15 protein-coding genes and 1 tRNA gene are annotated in these 15,318 nt (G+C 58.8%); 3 read left to right on the forward strand and 13 right to left on the reverse strand.

The features are described 5' to 3' along the window. Positions 1-245: 245 nt before the first annotated feature. From PUQ42_RS02745 to PUQ42_RS02790, 10 genes are all read right to left on the reverse strand, one after another. A complete protein-coding gene (locus tag PUQ42_RS02745; protein WP_122120476.1) occupies positions 246-1,709 on the reverse strand; it encodes a polysaccharide lyase 6 family protein in 1,464 nt (487 codons plus the stop codon). A gap of 191 nt (positions 1,710-1,900) precedes the next feature. Then, positions 1,901-2,362: an outer membrane beta-barrel protein gene (locus tag PUQ42_RS02750; RefSeq protein ID WP_273370784.1), complete on the reverse strand. Its 462-nt coding sequence runs from the start codon at positions 2,360-2,362 to the stop codon at positions 1,901-1,903. Positions 2,363-2,812: 450 nt separating this feature from the next. Next, positions 2,813-5,542: a pyruvate, phosphate dikinase gene (gene ppdK / locus PUQ42_RS02755; protein ID WP_273370787.1), complete on the reverse strand. Its 2,730-nt coding sequence runs from the start codon at positions 5,540-5,542 to the stop codon at positions 2,813-2,815. A gap of 167 nt (positions 5,543-5,709) precedes the next feature. Beyond that, positions 5,710-6,525: an endonuclease/exonuclease/phosphatase family protein gene (locus PUQ42_RS02760; RefSeq protein ID WP_273370790.1), complete on the reverse strand. Its 816-nt coding sequence runs from the start codon at positions 6,523-6,525 to the stop codon at positions 5,710-5,712. A gap of 15 nt (positions 6,526-6,540) precedes the next feature. Beyond that, positions 6,541-6,768 (reverse strand): helix-turn-helix domain-containing protein, encoded by a 228-nt coding sequence (locus tag PUQ42_RS02765; protein ID WP_273370793.1) that lies wholly within the window; start codon positions 6,766-6,768, stop codon positions 6,541-6,543. Between the two features lie 309 nt (positions 6,769-7,077). Further along, positions 7,078-8,283, reverse strand: coding sequence for a tRNA 2-thiouridine(34) synthase MnmA (gene mnmA / locus PUQ42_RS02770; protein ID WP_087311687.1), 1,206 nt, complete (start codon positions 8,281-8,283; stop codon positions 7,078-7,080). Between the two features lies 1 nt (position 8,284). Further along, positions 8,285-8,803, reverse strand: coding sequence for a ribosome maturation factor RimM (gene rimM / locus PUQ42_RS02775; RefSeq protein ID WP_273370794.1), 519 nt, complete (start codon positions 8,801-8,803; stop codon positions 8,285-8,287). Positions 8,804-8,890: 87 nt separating this feature from the next. Beyond that, on the reverse strand, positions 8,891-9,445 hold the full coding sequence (locus PUQ42_RS02780; protein WP_087311683.1) for a 30S ribosomal protein S16: 555 nt from the start codon (positions 9,443-9,445) through the stop codon (positions 8,891-8,893). A 109-nt stretch (positions 9,446-9,554) separates the two neighbouring features. Next, positions 9,555-9,628: transfer RNA gene (locus PUQ42_RS02785), tRNA-Arg, on the reverse strand. Positions 9,629-10,010: 382 nt separating this feature from the next. Then, positions 10,011-10,520 (reverse strand): hypothetical protein, encoded by a 510-nt coding sequence (locus PUQ42_RS02790; RefSeq protein ID WP_122120481.1) that lies wholly within the window; start codon positions 10,518-10,520, stop codon positions 10,011-10,013. A gap of 360 nt (positions 10,521-10,880) precedes the next feature. On the opposite strand from PUQ42_RS02790, the gene PUQ42_RS02795 reads away from it, so the two are divergent. Further along, on the forward strand, positions 10,881-11,303 hold the full coding sequence (locus tag PUQ42_RS02795) for an META domain-containing protein (RefSeq protein WP_232009177.1): 423 nt from the start codon (positions 10,881-10,883) through the stop codon (positions 11,301-11,303). A 335-nt stretch (positions 11,304-11,638) separates the two neighbouring features. On the opposite strand, the gene rpmA is transcribed toward PUQ42_RS02795, so the two are convergent. Both rpmA and rplU read right to left on the reverse strand, forming a co-directional pair. Further along, a complete protein-coding gene (gene rpmA / locus PUQ42_RS02800) occupies positions 11,639-11,899 on the reverse strand; it encodes a 50S ribosomal protein L27 (protein WP_087311677.1) in 261 nt (86 codons plus the stop codon). A 21-nt stretch (positions 11,900-11,920) separates the two neighbouring features. Further along, on the reverse strand, positions 11,921-12,232 hold the full coding sequence (gene rplU, locus PUQ42_RS02805) for a 50S ribosomal protein L21 (protein ID WP_122120483.1): 312 nt from the start codon (positions 12,230-12,232) through the stop codon (positions 11,921-11,923). A gap of 254 nt (positions 12,233-12,486) precedes the next feature. Between rplU and PUQ42_RS02810 the strand changes: the two genes are divergently transcribed. After that, positions 12,487-13,332: a 3'(2'),5'-bisphosphate nucleotidase CysQ family protein gene (locus PUQ42_RS02810; protein ID WP_273370800.1), complete on the forward strand. Its 846-nt coding sequence runs from the start codon at positions 12,487-12,489 to the stop codon at positions 13,330-13,332. 115 nt (positions 13,333-13,447) lie between these two features. On the opposite strand, the gene PUQ42_RS02815 is transcribed toward PUQ42_RS02810, so the two are convergent. Beyond that, entirely contained in the window at positions 13,448-13,720 is a 273-nt protein-coding gene (locus PUQ42_RS02815) for a hypothetical protein (protein WP_087260611.1), read from the reverse strand. A gap of 156 nt (positions 13,721-13,876) precedes the next feature. Here PUQ42_RS02815 and trkA point away from each other — a divergent pair, with 156 nt between their 5' ends. Next, positions 13,877-15,217 (forward strand): Trk system potassium transporter TrkA, encoded by a 1,341-nt coding sequence (gene trkA, locus PUQ42_RS02820; RefSeq protein WP_273370802.1) that lies wholly within the window; start codon positions 13,877-13,879, stop codon positions 15,215-15,217. The last annotated feature ends 101 nt before the right edge of the window (positions 15,218-15,318 follow it).

Below are 15,318 nucleotides of genomic sequence, written 5' to 3' on the forward strand. Positions count from 1 at the left end.
GGTGAATGGACCTGGTGCAATGACCGGATATGAGGCCGAATATGGGGGCTGAGCGAGGCGTCGCGCTGTGGTACAGATAGTTCCGAAGGGCTGGAAGCCTGCTCTCGAATCCTCTGAGATTCTCCTGAATCTTACCGGATCGGCTTCGGATGTCGGTTCCGCGTGAGGGCTTTCCCCGAAAAAGTACCCCGACAGTCGTGAACACGGCTGCCGGGGTTTTTCGTACCTGCAGAAGACGGATCTACCTACTCCCAGGAGGTGCCGGCAGCCTGTTCGATGGCATCCATCTCAGCCGCTGCGTTGCCGACGTCCGGGCGCACCTTGAGGGCGGTAAGACCGAAGTGGTCGTTTTTGAAACGCCCGTAGAACCGGTTGTTGCTCCACGTGATTTCGGCCTGGGGATCCGAGTCCTCGTATCGGACGACATAGTTGCTGGTGTTGCCCTCGGGTACGACCGCTATGTTGTCCTCGATGCGTGATGAGATGACCGGCAGGGTCATGTTCGACGAGCCGTAGTTGATGTGCATGGCCAGATTGCAGTCCACGAAGGTGTTGCCCTTCACCAGGGCATTCTTTACCTGCGCATAGCCGCTCAGCGAGACGTTCTCCTCCCCGCGGACCAGACACAATGCCGCCTTGTATCCGACGCTGTTCAACCGTTCGAACCAGTTTTCCTCGACGACGTGATCTTCGCCGATGATGCGCACACCGCCCGTATCCGCGATGTCGTTGCCCAGAAAGTAGTTGCCGCTGACGGTGCAGCCGTTTCCCTGACGCAGCGTCAGCGTCCCCTTGCTTTCGTAGAAGACGTTGCCCGAGTAGGTGTTGCCGCAGCACTTGTTCGAGACGATCTCCTGCGCCTCGCCGTTGCACCGGTAGAAGTAGTTGCCCTTGACGACGCATCCGCCCTTCTGCATCGAGTGGGCGCTGTCGCCGACGCGGATGGTCTCCTGCTCGTTGGCCGGTTCACCGTCCGCGTCGAGAATTGTCTCGGGACGCGAAAAGTGGTTGTATGAAATTTCGTGACCGGCCGTCACCCCCTCCTCAAGCCAGACGACGCACAGTGCGCCCATGTTGTTCTTGTTCTCGAAGCGGCAGTGCGTAACGACATTGTGTGTGCCGTAGAGCGACACCCATTTCGTGCTGTTCACGGCATCGGACTCCGACCCCGAACCGTCGATGGCGCAATCCTCCAGTCGGCATGCCTGTGAACCGCTTTCGAAGCGGATCAGATGTTCGCCGTCGGGTACCGGGTCAATCCATTGGAATCCGCTTACGTGCAGGTAGCTGCCGTCGATACTGAGAGTCGAAGCTCCCGTGAAGCGGACTCCGCCCGGGTTTTCTGCGCGGAAGAGAATCGGCTCCGCTTCGCTTCCCGTACCTGTAAGGTGAATCTTCTGGGCATCGTAGGTGCCGTCTTTCCAGATAATGGTGCGACCGGCTTCGAGCGGCCCGAGAGCCTCGAGTTCCGCCGCCGAGGAGATGGTGCTGGTCACCTCCCCTTCGGGAATCTCTTCGTCCGGATTATTCTCCTCGTCGGGATTGCCTTCGTCGGGCTTCTCCCCTGAATCCGAACCGGAGCCGCCGTCCGTTTCGGTTTCTGTTCCGGACGCGGGCATTTCGTCGTTGTCGCCGCCGCACGCTGCGCATGCCAGGAGGGCCAGACCGAGCATTCCGGTCCGTACCCACGCGCAAAAGGTCTTTTTCATCTTTGTTTTGGGTTGAAATTGGTTTGCCAATTGCAATATTAACGAAAATAAATTGGTTAACCAAATTCGGAGCCTCTTGATTTCATCTATTCGAAACCTGCAATCCGTTGTTCAGGATGATTCAACAGGGGCAGAAAAAATCCCGGAAGTCAGATGAATGACATTCCGGGATGGATTGGGGGAGAGGCTGGTCAGAACCGGTAGGCGGCCCCAATACTGATCGTGACTGGGTTTTTGCGTAGATCATCGAACATGGGCTGCCATTTGAGTCCGGCCGTGATGTCCCAGTCGCGAGCGACCTTGTAGTCGAAACCGCCGCCGAGATTCAGACCGGCAGCCCATCGACCGATATCGTTTGCAGTCAGACCGGCTGCGGGATAGATTTTCCAACCGCTACCGAGGTCGAATACATACTGCACATCGACGTTGAGATCGATCGAGCAATAGTTGTGGAGCAAGGCGATTATCGAGGGTTCGATGCGCCAGTTGTCCGTGAAGCTGTATCGGGCGAATGCACCCAATCCGACGATGCCGTCTCCTGTATTGGTGTAGATGTTCATACGGGGACCGACTGCCCAATTCCCTGCATCCTGAGCCGAAGCTGCCGTGGCTACGCACAAAGCGGCGATCGCCGAAAGGAGGATCTTTTTCATGGTTTCGTTGAGATTTTAAAAACGTCCGTTCAAAAACTTTACCAAGTCAAATATAGCAAAAAAGGGAGTGTCGTGCAAATAAATTCAACCAAACCGGCAGATTTGTCAACATACGGAAAATCCCGCAGCCCGAGGCTGCGGGATTTTGACGAATGATCTTTGGAAGGGTAGGGGGTTGTTCGGGGCAGAATCCGGTAGGTTGGCCATCTTTCTGAGGCGGCACGTTAAGGCTGTTTCCCGCTTTCAGGCGGCTTGCTTCGGTCCGTTTCTCTTCCCGACAGGTCCAGCCTTTTTTCGGGGCGTTTTTTCGGTCCGATTCCTCCTTCCGGGCGGTCCGGCTCAGCTCAGCTTGTTCTCCTCATGGCACCGGCTCCTCATGGCCCCGGCTCCTCATGGCCCCGGTTCCACTTGGTCCCGGCTCCGCTTGACCCCCCCCCTCTACGGCCCCGGTTATTTCTGGTTGAGGGCAGCGTGAGCGGCAGCCAGACGGGCGATGGGCACACGGAAGGGCGAGCAGCTCACGTAGTTCAGACCGGCATAGTGACAGAACTCCACCGACGAGGGCTCACCGCCGTGCTCGCCGCAGATACCGCACTTGAGGGTCGGACGCGTGCCGCGGCCCTTGAAGACGGCCTCACGGATCAGCTGGCCCACGCCGTTGCGGTCGAGGATCTGGAACGGGTCGTTCTTCAGAATACCCTTTTCGAGGTAGATCGGGAGGAACTTGCCGATATCGTCGCGCGAGAATCCGAGGGTCATCTGCGTGAGGTCGTTCGTGCCGAACGAGAAGAACTGGGCCACTTCGGCGATCTGGTTGGCCGTGACGGCGGCACGCGGTACTTCGATCATCGTGCCGACCATGTAGTCGATCTTGTCGTTGCGCTCGGAGAATACCTGATCGGCCGTCTGGTCGATGATCTTCTTCTGGTAGCGGAGCTCCTTGTGGTTTCCGACCAGCGGGACCATGATCTCGACGTGAACGGGCGTACCCGTTGCGCGGACGTTCATGGCAGCCTCGATGATGGCGCGGGTCTGCATCTCGGTGATTTCGGGATAGGTGTTGCCCAGACGGCAGCCGCGGTGACCCAGCATGGGGTTGAACTCGGCCAGCGACTCGACCTTCTCGACGATCTTCTGCAGAGGCACGCCCATCTCCTTGGCCATCTCCTTCTGGCCCTTCTCATCGTGGGGCACGAACTCGTGCAGAGGGGGATCAAGCAGGCGGACCGTGACGGGATAACCCTTCATGACCTTGAAGAGACCCTCGAAGTCGCCGCGCTGCATCGGCAGCAGTTTGGCCAGGGCGACCCGTCGTCCGGCCTCGTCGTCGGCCAGAATCATCTCGCGGATGGCCTTGATGCGGTCACCTTCGAAGAACATGTGCTCCGTGCGGCAGAGGCCGATACCCTCGGCGCCGAATTCGAAGGCCTGAGCGGCATCCTTTGGCGTGTCGGCGTTTGCGCGGACCTTCAGCACGGCGTATTTCGAAGCCAGTTCCATGAGCTTGCCGAAGTCGCCGCTCAGATCGGCGTCCTTCGTGGCTACCTCACCCAGATAGACTTCGCCCGTCGAACCGTTGAGCGAGATCCAGTCGCCCTCCTTGACGGTGAATCCGTTGACGTGAATGGTGCGGGTCTTGTAGTCGATCTGCAGCTCACCGGCACCCGACACGCAGCACTTGCCCATACCGCGAGCCACGACGGCGGCGTGCGAGGTCATACCTCCGCGGGCGGTCAGAATACCTGCGGCGTCGAGCATACCCTTCAGATCCTCGGGCGAGGTTTCGATGCGCACCAGCACGGCCTTCTGACCGGTCTTGGCGAAGACCTTCTCGGCATCCTCGGCGAAGAAGACCACGGGACCCGTGGCGGCGCCGGGCGAAGCGGGCAGACCCTTCGTGATGACCTGCGCCGAGGCGATGGCCTTCTTGTCGAATACCGGGTGGAGCAGTTCGTCGAGCTTGGCGGGTTCGCAGCGCAACACGGCGGTCTTCTCGTCGATCAGCCCTTCGCGCAGCATGTCCATGGCGATCTTGACCATGGCGGCACCCGTACGCTTGCCGTTGCGGCACTGCAGCATCCAGAGCTTGCCGTCCTGGATCGTGAACTCGATGTCCTGCATGTCGGTGAAGTACTGCTCCAGGTGGTGCTGGATCTCGTTGAGCTCCTTGTAGACCTCGGGCATCACCTCCTCGAGCGAGGGGTATTTGCTCTTGCGCTCCTCCTCGGAGATGTTCTGGGCCTTGGCCCAGCGCTTCGAACCCTCGATGGTGATCTGCTGCGGGGTGCGGATACCGGCCACGACATCCTCGCCCTGGGCGTTGATCAGATACTCGCCGTTGAAGATGTTCTCGCCCGTGGCGGCGTCACGCGAGAAGGCGACGCCCGTTGCGGAGTTGTTTCCCATGTTTCCGAAGACCATGGCCTGTACCGAAACGGCCGTACCCCATTCCGAGGGAATGTTGTTGAGTTTGCGGTAGAGGATGGCGCGCTCGTTCATCCACGAGCCGAACACGGCGCAGATGGCACCCCAGAGCTGATCCCAGGGGTTGGTGGGGAAATCCTCGCCGGTCTGCTTCTTGACGGCGGCCTTGAACTCCTTGACGAGCTCCTTCAGGTCGTCGGTCGTCAGATCGGTGTCGTTCTTCACGCCGCGTTTTTTCTTCATGGCGTCGATAATCTCCTCGAAGGGGTCGTGATCCTCCTTCGAGGCGGGTTTCATGCCGAGCACGACGTCGCCGTACATCTGGACGAAACGGCGGTACGAATCCCAGGCGAAGCGGGGGTTGCCGGTGCGTTTGGCGACGGCCTCGACGGCCTGATCGTTCATACCGAGGTTGAGAATCGTGTCCATCATTCCGGGCATCGAGGCGCGTGCGCCCGAGCGAACCGAGACGAGCAGCGGCATCTCCTTGTCGCCGAACTTCATGCCGGTGAGGCTTTCGATATTCTTCATGGCCTTTTCGACTTCGGGCTTGAGGAGTTTGATGACGGCCTCCTTGCCGTGGCTGTAGTACTCCGTGCACACTTCCGTAGTGATGGTGAATCCCGGGGGAACGGGTATGCCGATGAGGTTCATCTCGGCGAGGTTTGCACCTTTACCGCCGAGCAGCTCACGCATTTTGCCATTTCCTTCGGCCTCTTTGTTGCCGAAGGTGTAGACTCGTTTAACGTCTGCCATAGTTTCGAGATTTTTGAATTGTATGATAAATATATAAAAAATTTTTCGCAAAAAGGAGCCTCCGAAGTCGAAAAAATTGCGGTGATAACCGTTTTGCCACCTGTAAAAAAGGGGCTTTTGCCCGGAGGGATTGCGAATATAGCAAAACTTTCCGGAAAAAACAAATCTCAGTGGCCGATATATACAAACACGGGCAGTGAATACCCGTATCCGCCCCGATAGATGCTTCCGGAGAAGGTTCCAAGGGGGTTACCGCTCTTTTGGTCAACCAGTTGGCGGCGGATGTAGACATCGCCTGCCGGGCATTTGAATGCCGTGTCGACGAGAATCCGGTCGCGCATCTCCCAGCGTCCCGCGCGGCGGATATTTCCGCGTCCGGCTTTTTCGGCACGTGCCATGGCATCGCGCAGCCCGAGGCGTGCGGCCTTTTGGCCGTCGACACGGCCCATGACCACGAGCGGCAACTCGGGATAGTTGTCGCGCAAATCCTCCGCGAGCCATCGTCCCGTGCTTCGATCGCCGCACATCGCCAGCCCTACGCGCAGCCCGTCCAGCTCGCCGATGACCAGCAGATAGCGACGTCCGACTTCGGCGCGTTCCGGGTAGAAGCGGTCGCCGTAGTACAGCAGGGCAAAGTCCATGCCGTCGAGCGTGTTGAGTGTTCGGTGGAGGTAGGAGTATTCGCCGCGGCAGGCCGAGCAGAGGTCGCGGACGACCTGTTCGTTTTCGACGCCCCACAGGGCGACGATCTCCAGCGCCATGGAGTCGATGACAGCGGCCGTGTTTCGGATCTTGCGTTCGTAACGCTCCGAGTTCCAGCCGTAACGGCCTTGTGGCGTGTACGCCTCGTCATTGTAGAAGAGGGCGGGGATGGTGTCGTAGATCCGGTCGACGTCGTAGAAGGCGATTCCGACGGGCTGGCGTCCGAATGCGGCGAACCCCGCCGCGACGAGTGCGATGATGATCGACAGCAGACGCATCATGACCGGCCGGAGGGGTTAAAGGGGTTTTTCGGGAAGGAAATCGCGGGGCGAGCAGCCGAGGAACTTGGCGATTTCGTTGATATGGTTGATGTTGTATTTGATATTGTATTTCGGACTTTCAGCCATGCCGATGAATCCTTTGGAAACGCCGATGCCATAGGCCAGCATGGCCTGCGACACTTTTTGAGCAATCCGTTCTTTCCGTATTGCATCAATAACATACAAGTCGACCGGCGTTTTCAAAGTTTTGTATTTTTGTATACAAAACTAAAAAACGTGCCATTCGTTATGCTCTGCTATACGTGAGCATGCTCACTAATGTAGAGTGGAAATACCTATTAGCTTCTTAGATTGGTTGAGGTATGCCTTTTACCTCACAAGTATAAACATCGACATCGACGATCTGCACCACGCCAATTCCGCACTTCGCTTGCAGCGGACGAAGAATCGGGCGCTCGGTCTTTGTCCGATTCCCGCGAAAGCGCCGTAAAAACGGCGACGGGTGCGTCGTATAGAGTTTGAAGCCCGGTGAGTCTCAGTTGCCTGCGGGGATCATGCGTCGATCACCCCCGAGCCGACCAGCTCGTCGCCGTCATACCAGGCGGCGAACTGCCCCGGGGTGATGCCCCGCTGGGGTTCGTCGAAGAGCAGATAGGCCCCCTCGCGGCGGATGAAGAGCCGGGCCCCCTGTAACGGCTGCCGGTAACGGATGCGCACCGAGAAGCGGGCGCTCTCTCCGACCTTCATCTCCCGCGTGGGGTTGACCCAATGGATGTCGCCCGGCAGGATGCGCAGCGCCGGCCGCCACAACCCCGGATGGGCGTCCCCCTCACCCACATAGATCACATTCTGCACGGTGTCCGTGGCCAGAATGAACAACGACTCCTTGCGGCCGCCGATTCCGAGCCCCTTGCGCTGACCGATCGTGTAGAAGTGGGCGCCGTTGTGCTCGCCGATCTTCTTTCCGTCGCGCACCGTATAGTGCCACGGTTCGGCCAGAGCGGCCAGCTCCTCGTCCGAAGGCTCCATGTCCGGAGCCGGCATGGCCGGTTTGCGGGCATACTTGGGCCACGAGGGGAGAATCTCATGGACGTTTCCGTGCTTCGAGGCGAGCTTCTGCTGGAGGAAAACCGGCAGATCGACCTTTCCGACGAAGCAGATTCCCTGCGAATCCTTGCGCTTGGCCGTGGCAAGTCCCTGCTCGGCGGCGATGCGCCGCACCTCGGGCTTCAGCAGCCCGCCGACCGGGAAGAGGGCCCGGCTCAACTGCTCCTGCGAAAGCTGACACAGAAAATAGCTCTGATCCTTGTTGGGGTCCGAACCGGCCAGCAGCCGGTAGACGATGCGTCCGTCCGGCAGCAGCTCCTCCTCCTTGCGGCAGTAGTGGCCCGTGGCGACGTAGTCGGCCCCCAGTTTGAGCGCCTCGCGCAGGAAGACGTCGAATTTGATCTCGCGGTTGCACAGCACGTCGGGATTGGGTGTGCGGCCGCGTTCGTACTCGGCGAACATGTAGTCGACCACACGCGTGCGGTAGTCGGCCGAGAGATCGACGACATGGAGCGGAATATCGAGTTTCTTGGCCACCAGTTCGGCGAACAGGCGGTCGTCGTGCCACGGGCAGTCGCCCTCGAGCGTACCAGTTGTGTCGTGCCAGTTGATCATGAAGAGGCCGATAACCTCGTGTCCCTGCTGCCTGAGCAGCCAGGCGGCCACCGACGAATCGACGCCGCCCGAAAGACCGATTACAACGCGTGCCATGTTATTCCAGATTTAAGAGCCCCTCGGGTAGGACGAAGTGGATCCGCCGCTCCTCGAAGTCGATGTGGGCGATGAACTCCTCGGCGGCGGGGATGAGCACCTGATGCCCGCCGGTCTCCACCTCGAACAGGGGATTCATCTCGCTGTCGTAGAAGTCGGTGACGATTCCGGCATGTTTCGTCTCGGATCCGGCCTCTTCGGCCACGGCTTCGAAACCGATGAGATCCTCGAGATAGAATTCGTCATCCTGCTCGTCGGCGGGATCGTCTACGCGGAATTCGAGACCGATGAGCTCCTGAGCGCGGCGTTCGGTGTCGAAGTCGGCGAACGAGGCCGTAGCGCCAGCGATTCCGCGGCGCTCGAACCGGTCGCACCAGAGCGGCACCTCCAGGGCGTCGATCGTGACCATCAGCGGCATGGTCTGAGGGTCGAAGTTGTCGGGGAACGTGGAGTAGAGCGAGAGCATGAGGCCCCCGTCCGTGCCGAAAAGTTTGTTGATACGTCCAGCGGATGCAGCCATTACGAAAGAGTTTGGGACAAAAGTACAAAAAAAACAGGAAATCTCCCCTTCGGGTGATCTCCTGTCTTATCGGAATAGAAAACCTGCTTATTCGGCAGCGGGAGCTTCCGGAGCGGCCTCCTCGGTGGCAGCGGCAGCCTCGGCGGCAGCGGCCTCTGCGGCCTCACGGGCAGCAGCTTCGGCAGCGGCCTTCTTCTCGGCGATGGCAGCGGCACGCTCCTCCTTGATCTTGGTTTCGGCAGCCAGACGGGCCTTTTCGGCCGACTTGGCGTCGGAAGCGATCTTGTTGCTCTTGGCCTCGATCTTACCGTTCTTGGCCTCGATCCACTTGTTGAAGCGAGCCTCGGCCTCGGTCTCCGAGAATGCACCCTTGGCAACGCCACCCAGCAGGTGCTTTTTGTAAAGTACGCCCTTGTACGAGAGGATAGCCCGACAAGTATCCGTAGGTTGTGCGCCTTTGAGTAACCAATCCAGAGCTTTCTCGAAGTTCAGATCGATCGTAGCAGGATTCGTGTTGGGGTTGTAGGTACCCAACTTTTCGATGAATTTACCATCACGTGGCGCTCTGCTATCTGCGGCAACGATATGATAGAAGGCGTAGCCCTTCTTACCATGGCGTGCCAGACGAATTTTAACAGCCATTTGCTATAAAATTTTGTTAATTAAAGTAAAAACGCTCACCCGGTTCGGGCATTTAAGCGTGCAAATGTAGGGAAAAAAAACAGATTGGCCAAATAATGGGAGAAAAAAGTGATCCCGGCGCGGCTCGAACGCGCGGCCGGCAGATTAGAAATCTGCTGCTCTATCCAACTGAGCTACGGGACCAATTTGCCCGATGACGGGGAAATCGGTGCAAAATTATAAAATAAATCCTCAAATGCAAAGCCCTTGCCGGCCGAAATGCGCGGATGACGGCATTTTGTCCGCCCGGATCGCCAAGCCTCGGCAGAATCCTCTCCCGGGCAGTTCTGTTTTCGCTCCGGATTGCTCGTTCCTTTCCGGGTCGCTTCTCTCATCCCCGTCCGGACCTCTTTCGGATCGCTCTGCGGCAGCCGGGCACTCGACACAGCCCGGCCCTTCTCGGATTACTTTGGCCGGCCCCTCTCGGATTACATAGCCCGGCCCCACCTCAGACCGGATCTGTCGGAGGCCTGTTCGGCTCCGGCCTACCTCCGGTCCTCCTTCGGTGCGAAACGGGGCGTGGTGCTTAGCGGTCGAGCGGGCGAAGCGTCCCTTTGGCGGTTCCTTCCGGACGGTCCCGTTCGGTGCGGAACTCCAGGAAGACCCGGTCGGAGTTGTGGAAGAGGGTCACCAGACAGGAGCGGCTTCGCTGCTGCCATCCCCAGCGGCCGTGAATTCGGAACTGCACATCTCCGTTTGCCTTCGTGCCGATCCTTTCGATGCGGCCCTGTTCGTCGGTCGCGCGCATCTGGTCCATTCTGTGGGAGTTCCGCGGCCCGAAGAGGTCGGGTGCGAAGCTGACCTCGAGTTGCGGCCCCTGCATGCGGACGTAGCTCTGGCAGGTGTCCAGTCTTTTCCCCTTTCGGGTGTAGACCTCGTCGATGTCGACGACAAACCGCTGCGATTCGAGCGCTGCAAGCGCCGTTTGAAAGGTTTGGTTGCCGGAGTCCGCCGTGGCGGTTGCCCGCCGTTGCGAGGCACAGCCCGACAGCAGGGCGGCCAGCGTCAGTAAAAAAAGATATGCAACGTGTCTCATGTTTTTATCTCTTTTTGTCCATGTTTCGGTGACGGTTCCGGCCTGATCGGAAGTCGATGCGGCCGACGCCCTGCGACGGAGGGTGTCATGTCTTCTGATGTCAAGATACGAAAAAAATACAATCGTGCAATATTGCCGGCGTTGAGAATATTGAATATCTTTGCACACGGTATTCGGGGCGATCTGCACCGTGGCACGAACCTCGGAGACCGATGAGCGATGCGGAGAGGAACGGTTCTTCCGGCCTGGCCGCGATGCTTGTCTTGGTTGCGGAGTCCATGCCCCGATCCTGTTTTGGCCCGGCTTTTGAACTCCGACAGCGGAAGCAATAACACCTAAACTAAATATATTGTAGCGATTATGAAAAAGATTCTTGCAGCCGCCGGGCTGCTTCTGGCGATGACCGCCTGCTGCTGCCAGCAGGAGAACCTGCCTCTCGAAGGCACTTCGTGGAAACTCTCCAAGATGGAGTCGATCCCCGCAACGGCCGTTTCGGCCGAGGAGGATGCCTTCACGCTGATGTTCAATGCCGCCGATACGCTGGTGGCCGGACGTACGAACTGCAACCGCTTCTTCGGCCCTTACATCCTCAATGGCAAGAGCCTGAAGTTCGGGAATCTGGGCATGACGCGGATGGCCTGCCCCGATCTGCAGTACGAGACTTCGTTTGTCGAGATGCTCTCGAAGGTGAACGGATTCGAGATTAAGGGTTCGGATCTGAAGCTTCTCGACGGCGATCGGGTTCTGGCCGAGTTCCAGGGAACGCAGGCTGCCGCCGAATAGCCGGATGTCCGGGGTGGGGTGCGTTCTGCCCGCTGCGGTTTGGTCTGGCGGCAATGTCAAAACCCTCCGCCGTGGTTGGGACCGTCTGCGAATGGTCTGATTCTCTCGCTCTCAGGCCCGATTCGCCCGCTGTGGTCCCGATCCATCTCTCTTCCCGATACCCGAACCTGCAGCGGTCTGGGCTTCGGGTTTCGAAAAAGGGTCCCGCGTCAGTCAAGGACGCGGGACCCTTTTTGTGGGGTGAAGGGGCGCTGGCGAAGTTGTAGCGGGGTGCGATAACCAAAAACGGTCCTCTTCCGCAAGGAAGAGGACCGTTATCTTCAGACAGAGGGAGACTACTCGCTCAGCGGGGTAACGCTGACATAGGATCTTCCTTCGCGCTTCTTGCAGAACTCGACGGTTCCGTCCACCAGAGCGAAGAGCGTGTGGTCTTTGCCCATGCCGACATTTTCACCGGCATTGTGCACCGTACCGCGCTGGCGGACGATGATGTTGCCCGCCTTTGCGAACTGACCGCCGAACAATTTGATGCCGAGTCGCTTGCTTTCGGACTCACGGCCGTTCTTCGAACTACCTACACCTTTTTTGTGTGCCATGATGCTTCAGTTTTTAAAGGTTTATGCAACGATTTCTTCCACGAGGATCTGGGTGAGGAACTGGCGGTGTCCGTTGCACTTCTGGTATCCGGTGCGACGTTTCTTTTTGAAGACCAGAACCTTGTCATCCTTCAGATGCTTGAGGATCTTGCACTTTACTGCGGCGCCTTCAACTACAGGTGCGCCGACTTTGACCTGACCGTCATTGTCTGTGAGCAGGACTTTGTCGAAACTTACGGACGAATTCTCTTCGCCCTGGAGACGGTGAACATAAAGTTTCCGACCTTTTTCAGCCTTGAACTGCTGACCTGCGATCTCTACGATTACGTACATTCTACGTGTAATTGAATGAATTCGGGTTGCAAATATACGGATAATTTCCGATAAACCATACGGTCGCGCAGAAAAAATTTCGCACGGGGCTCCGGGGCACGGTTTTGGCGTGGGGCGGATGACGGTTTTCGGATCGAATCTGTACACTTTGACGGGAAGAGCCGATCCGGGTGCCGAAAAATTTTACGGTCTCATAAATTCTTGCTACCTTTACCATGGCAATACGAATATCCGACCCAAAATTACGAGTTACGATGATTAACGACAAGGTGCGCATGTATCTGCTGCCGCCGCTTTTCAATGCGGCAGTCAGAGCCGGAGCCTCGATCATGAAAGTATACAAGAACCGCGACGATTACGATATCAGCCTCAAGGAGGACCATACGCCCATCACGCTGGCCGACCGCATGGCCCACCGCACGATCCGGGAGTACCTGGGCCCGACGCGGATCCCGATTCTTTCGGAGGAGGGACGCGAGATGCGTTACGAGGAGCGCTGCAACTGGGAGCTCTACTGGCTGGTGGATCCGCTGGACGGGACGGTGGAGTTCATCAAGGGAAACAACGAATTCACGGTGAACATCGCGCTGATGGAGAACAACGTCTGCATGGGAGCGGTGATCTATGTGCCCTATTATGAAAAGATGTATGTCGCGGGGCGGGATTCGGGTTCGTATGTCAAGGAGGGCGTCGCTCCCGATGCGGCGGCGGAGTACACCTACGACGAGATCGTCCGCGACTGGACGCCGCTGCCGCTGGCCGGGGAGTCGCACCACGACCACCTTCGGGTGGCCTTGTCGCGCTCCCATCAGACCTCCGAGACGCACGAGCATGTGGCGCGCCTGCGGGAGCGTTTCCCCGATCTGGAAATTGTCGAGCAGGGGAGTTCCTACAAGTTCTGCCTGCTGGCCGAGGGGCGGGTCGATTATTATGTCCGCACGACGCATACCTACGAATGGGATACGGCGGCCGGGGAGTTGATCCTCGCGGAGGCGGGCGGTTCGACGCGGGCGCTGCCCGAGGAGCGGGAGCTGCGCTACAACGAGGAGGACCTGCACAACCCGTGGTTCCACTGCCGGTCGAAATTCTGCCCGTTCTGATCCGTCCGGGCCGGGGGCGTCCGGTGTCGGACGTCCGCCGCAGATGGGATTTGAAATGAACCGTCCCGGTCTTCCGATACGGACCGGGACTTTTTATTGGATGGCATGTCGGAGGTCAGGCCTGCCGGGTCGTCTTGTGTTCGATGTCGCAGGCGCCGCAGTTTCCGGAACAACCGGCGGCCGCGTGGCTGTCGGAACACTCGGCGCTGCCGTCGGCCTCGCGGGTCTCCTGCACGGCACACTTGATGCCGAGGCGCTGCATCTCCTTGTTGGTGGAGATCTCCGAGTCGATGTGGTGCCCCTTGATCATCAGCGTGAGGGACATCCCCACGACGAAGAAGGCGACGGCGGCGATGGCGCAGAGCAGGACGATTAACCAGGCGGGCATGGCGGGACGGTTTTTGGGGGTTTAAATTTTGGCTTTCGGGGACAAATGTATATATTTGTAGGATAAATTGCAAAAATGTTGCCCGACAGGTAGCGGTCGGGGTCCGTACCGTTCTGAACGGCAGCGGGTTGAATGCGTATTTAATCGGAGTCGCGTATGAAAATCGTAATAGCGGGAGCCGGGGAGATGGGGAGCCATCTGGCCCGGATGCTCAGCGGAAACGGACACGACATCACGGTCATCGACAGCGATCAGAAACTGCTGGCCGAGGTGGGGGCGCTGGCCGACGTGATCACCGTCGAGGGGGACTCGACGACCTTTGCGGTGCTGCGCAAGGCGTCGGTCCGCAAGTGTGACCTCTTTATCGCCGTCAACCACGAGGAGAACGACAACATCGTGGCGGCGATGCTGGCCAAGAAGCTCGGAGCGCGGAAATCCATCGCGCGCATCGACAACAACGAGTATCTCGAGCCCAACAACAAGGAGATGTTCATCGACATGGGCATCGACTACCTGTTCTATCCGGAGAAGGTGGCGGCGCGGGAGGTGATCAACCTGCTGGGCCACACCTCGACGACCGAATACGTGGATTTTTCGAGCGGCAAGCTTTCGCTGGTGGTCTTCCGCCTGGAGCCGGCCTCGCCGCTGGTGGGACAGGTGCTGACGGGCTTTGCCGACGACCAGACTCCGTTGAGCTACCGTACGGTGGCCATCACGCGGGGCGGTCAGACGATCATCCCGCGTGCGGGGGAGGAGTTCATGGAGGGCGACATGATCTACGTGATAGCCCGCCAGGACGCCGTGCACGAGGTGATGGAGTTTTCGGGGCAGACGAACATCGAGATCCGCAACATGATGATCCTGGGCGGTTCGCGCATCGGCATCCGGGTAGCCACGGAGCTGCAGGACGAGGTCAACATCAAGCTCATCGACTACAACGCCGAGAAGGCCTACCGGCTGGCCGAGATGCTGGACAAGACGCTGATCATCAACGAGGACGGTCGCAATACGGAAGCCATGATGGAGGAGGGCCTGTCGAACATGGACGCCTTTGTGGCGGTGACGGGCCGCAGCGAGACGAACATCCTGGCGGCGATGCTGGCCAAGCGGATGGGCGTGAAGAAGGTGATCGCCGAGGTCGAGAACCTGAACTACATCAACCTGGCGGAGTCGATCGGCATCGATACGATCATCAACAAGAAGCTGGTGACGGCGTCGAACATCTTTCGCTTCACGATGTCGACCGACGTGCAGGCGATCAAGTGCCTGACGGGGAGCGACGCCGAGGTGCTGGAGTTCATCGTCAAGCCCAATTCGCCGGCGACCAAATGCCGGATCAAGGATCTGGGACTTCCCGAGGATACGATCATCGGCGGCATCGTGCGCGGCGACAAGGTTTTCATCGCCGTGGACAACATGGAGATCAACCCCTACGACCGCGTGGTGGTCTTTGCCATGCCGGCGTCGGTAGGGCGCATAGGATATTACTTTAACTGATTTAACTGACGGGGCGGTGCCCCGGGACGGAGAGATACCGGTCGGGAGGCGGACGGGCGCCGGGCATTCCGATCCGGACGACGCGGCGTCATCCGCCGAAA

It is taken from the genome of Alistipes megaguti (genome assembly GCF_944320325.1).
Classification (GTDB): Bacteria; Bacteroidota; Bacteroidia; order Bacteroidales; family Rikenellaceae; genus Alistipes; species Alistipes megaguti.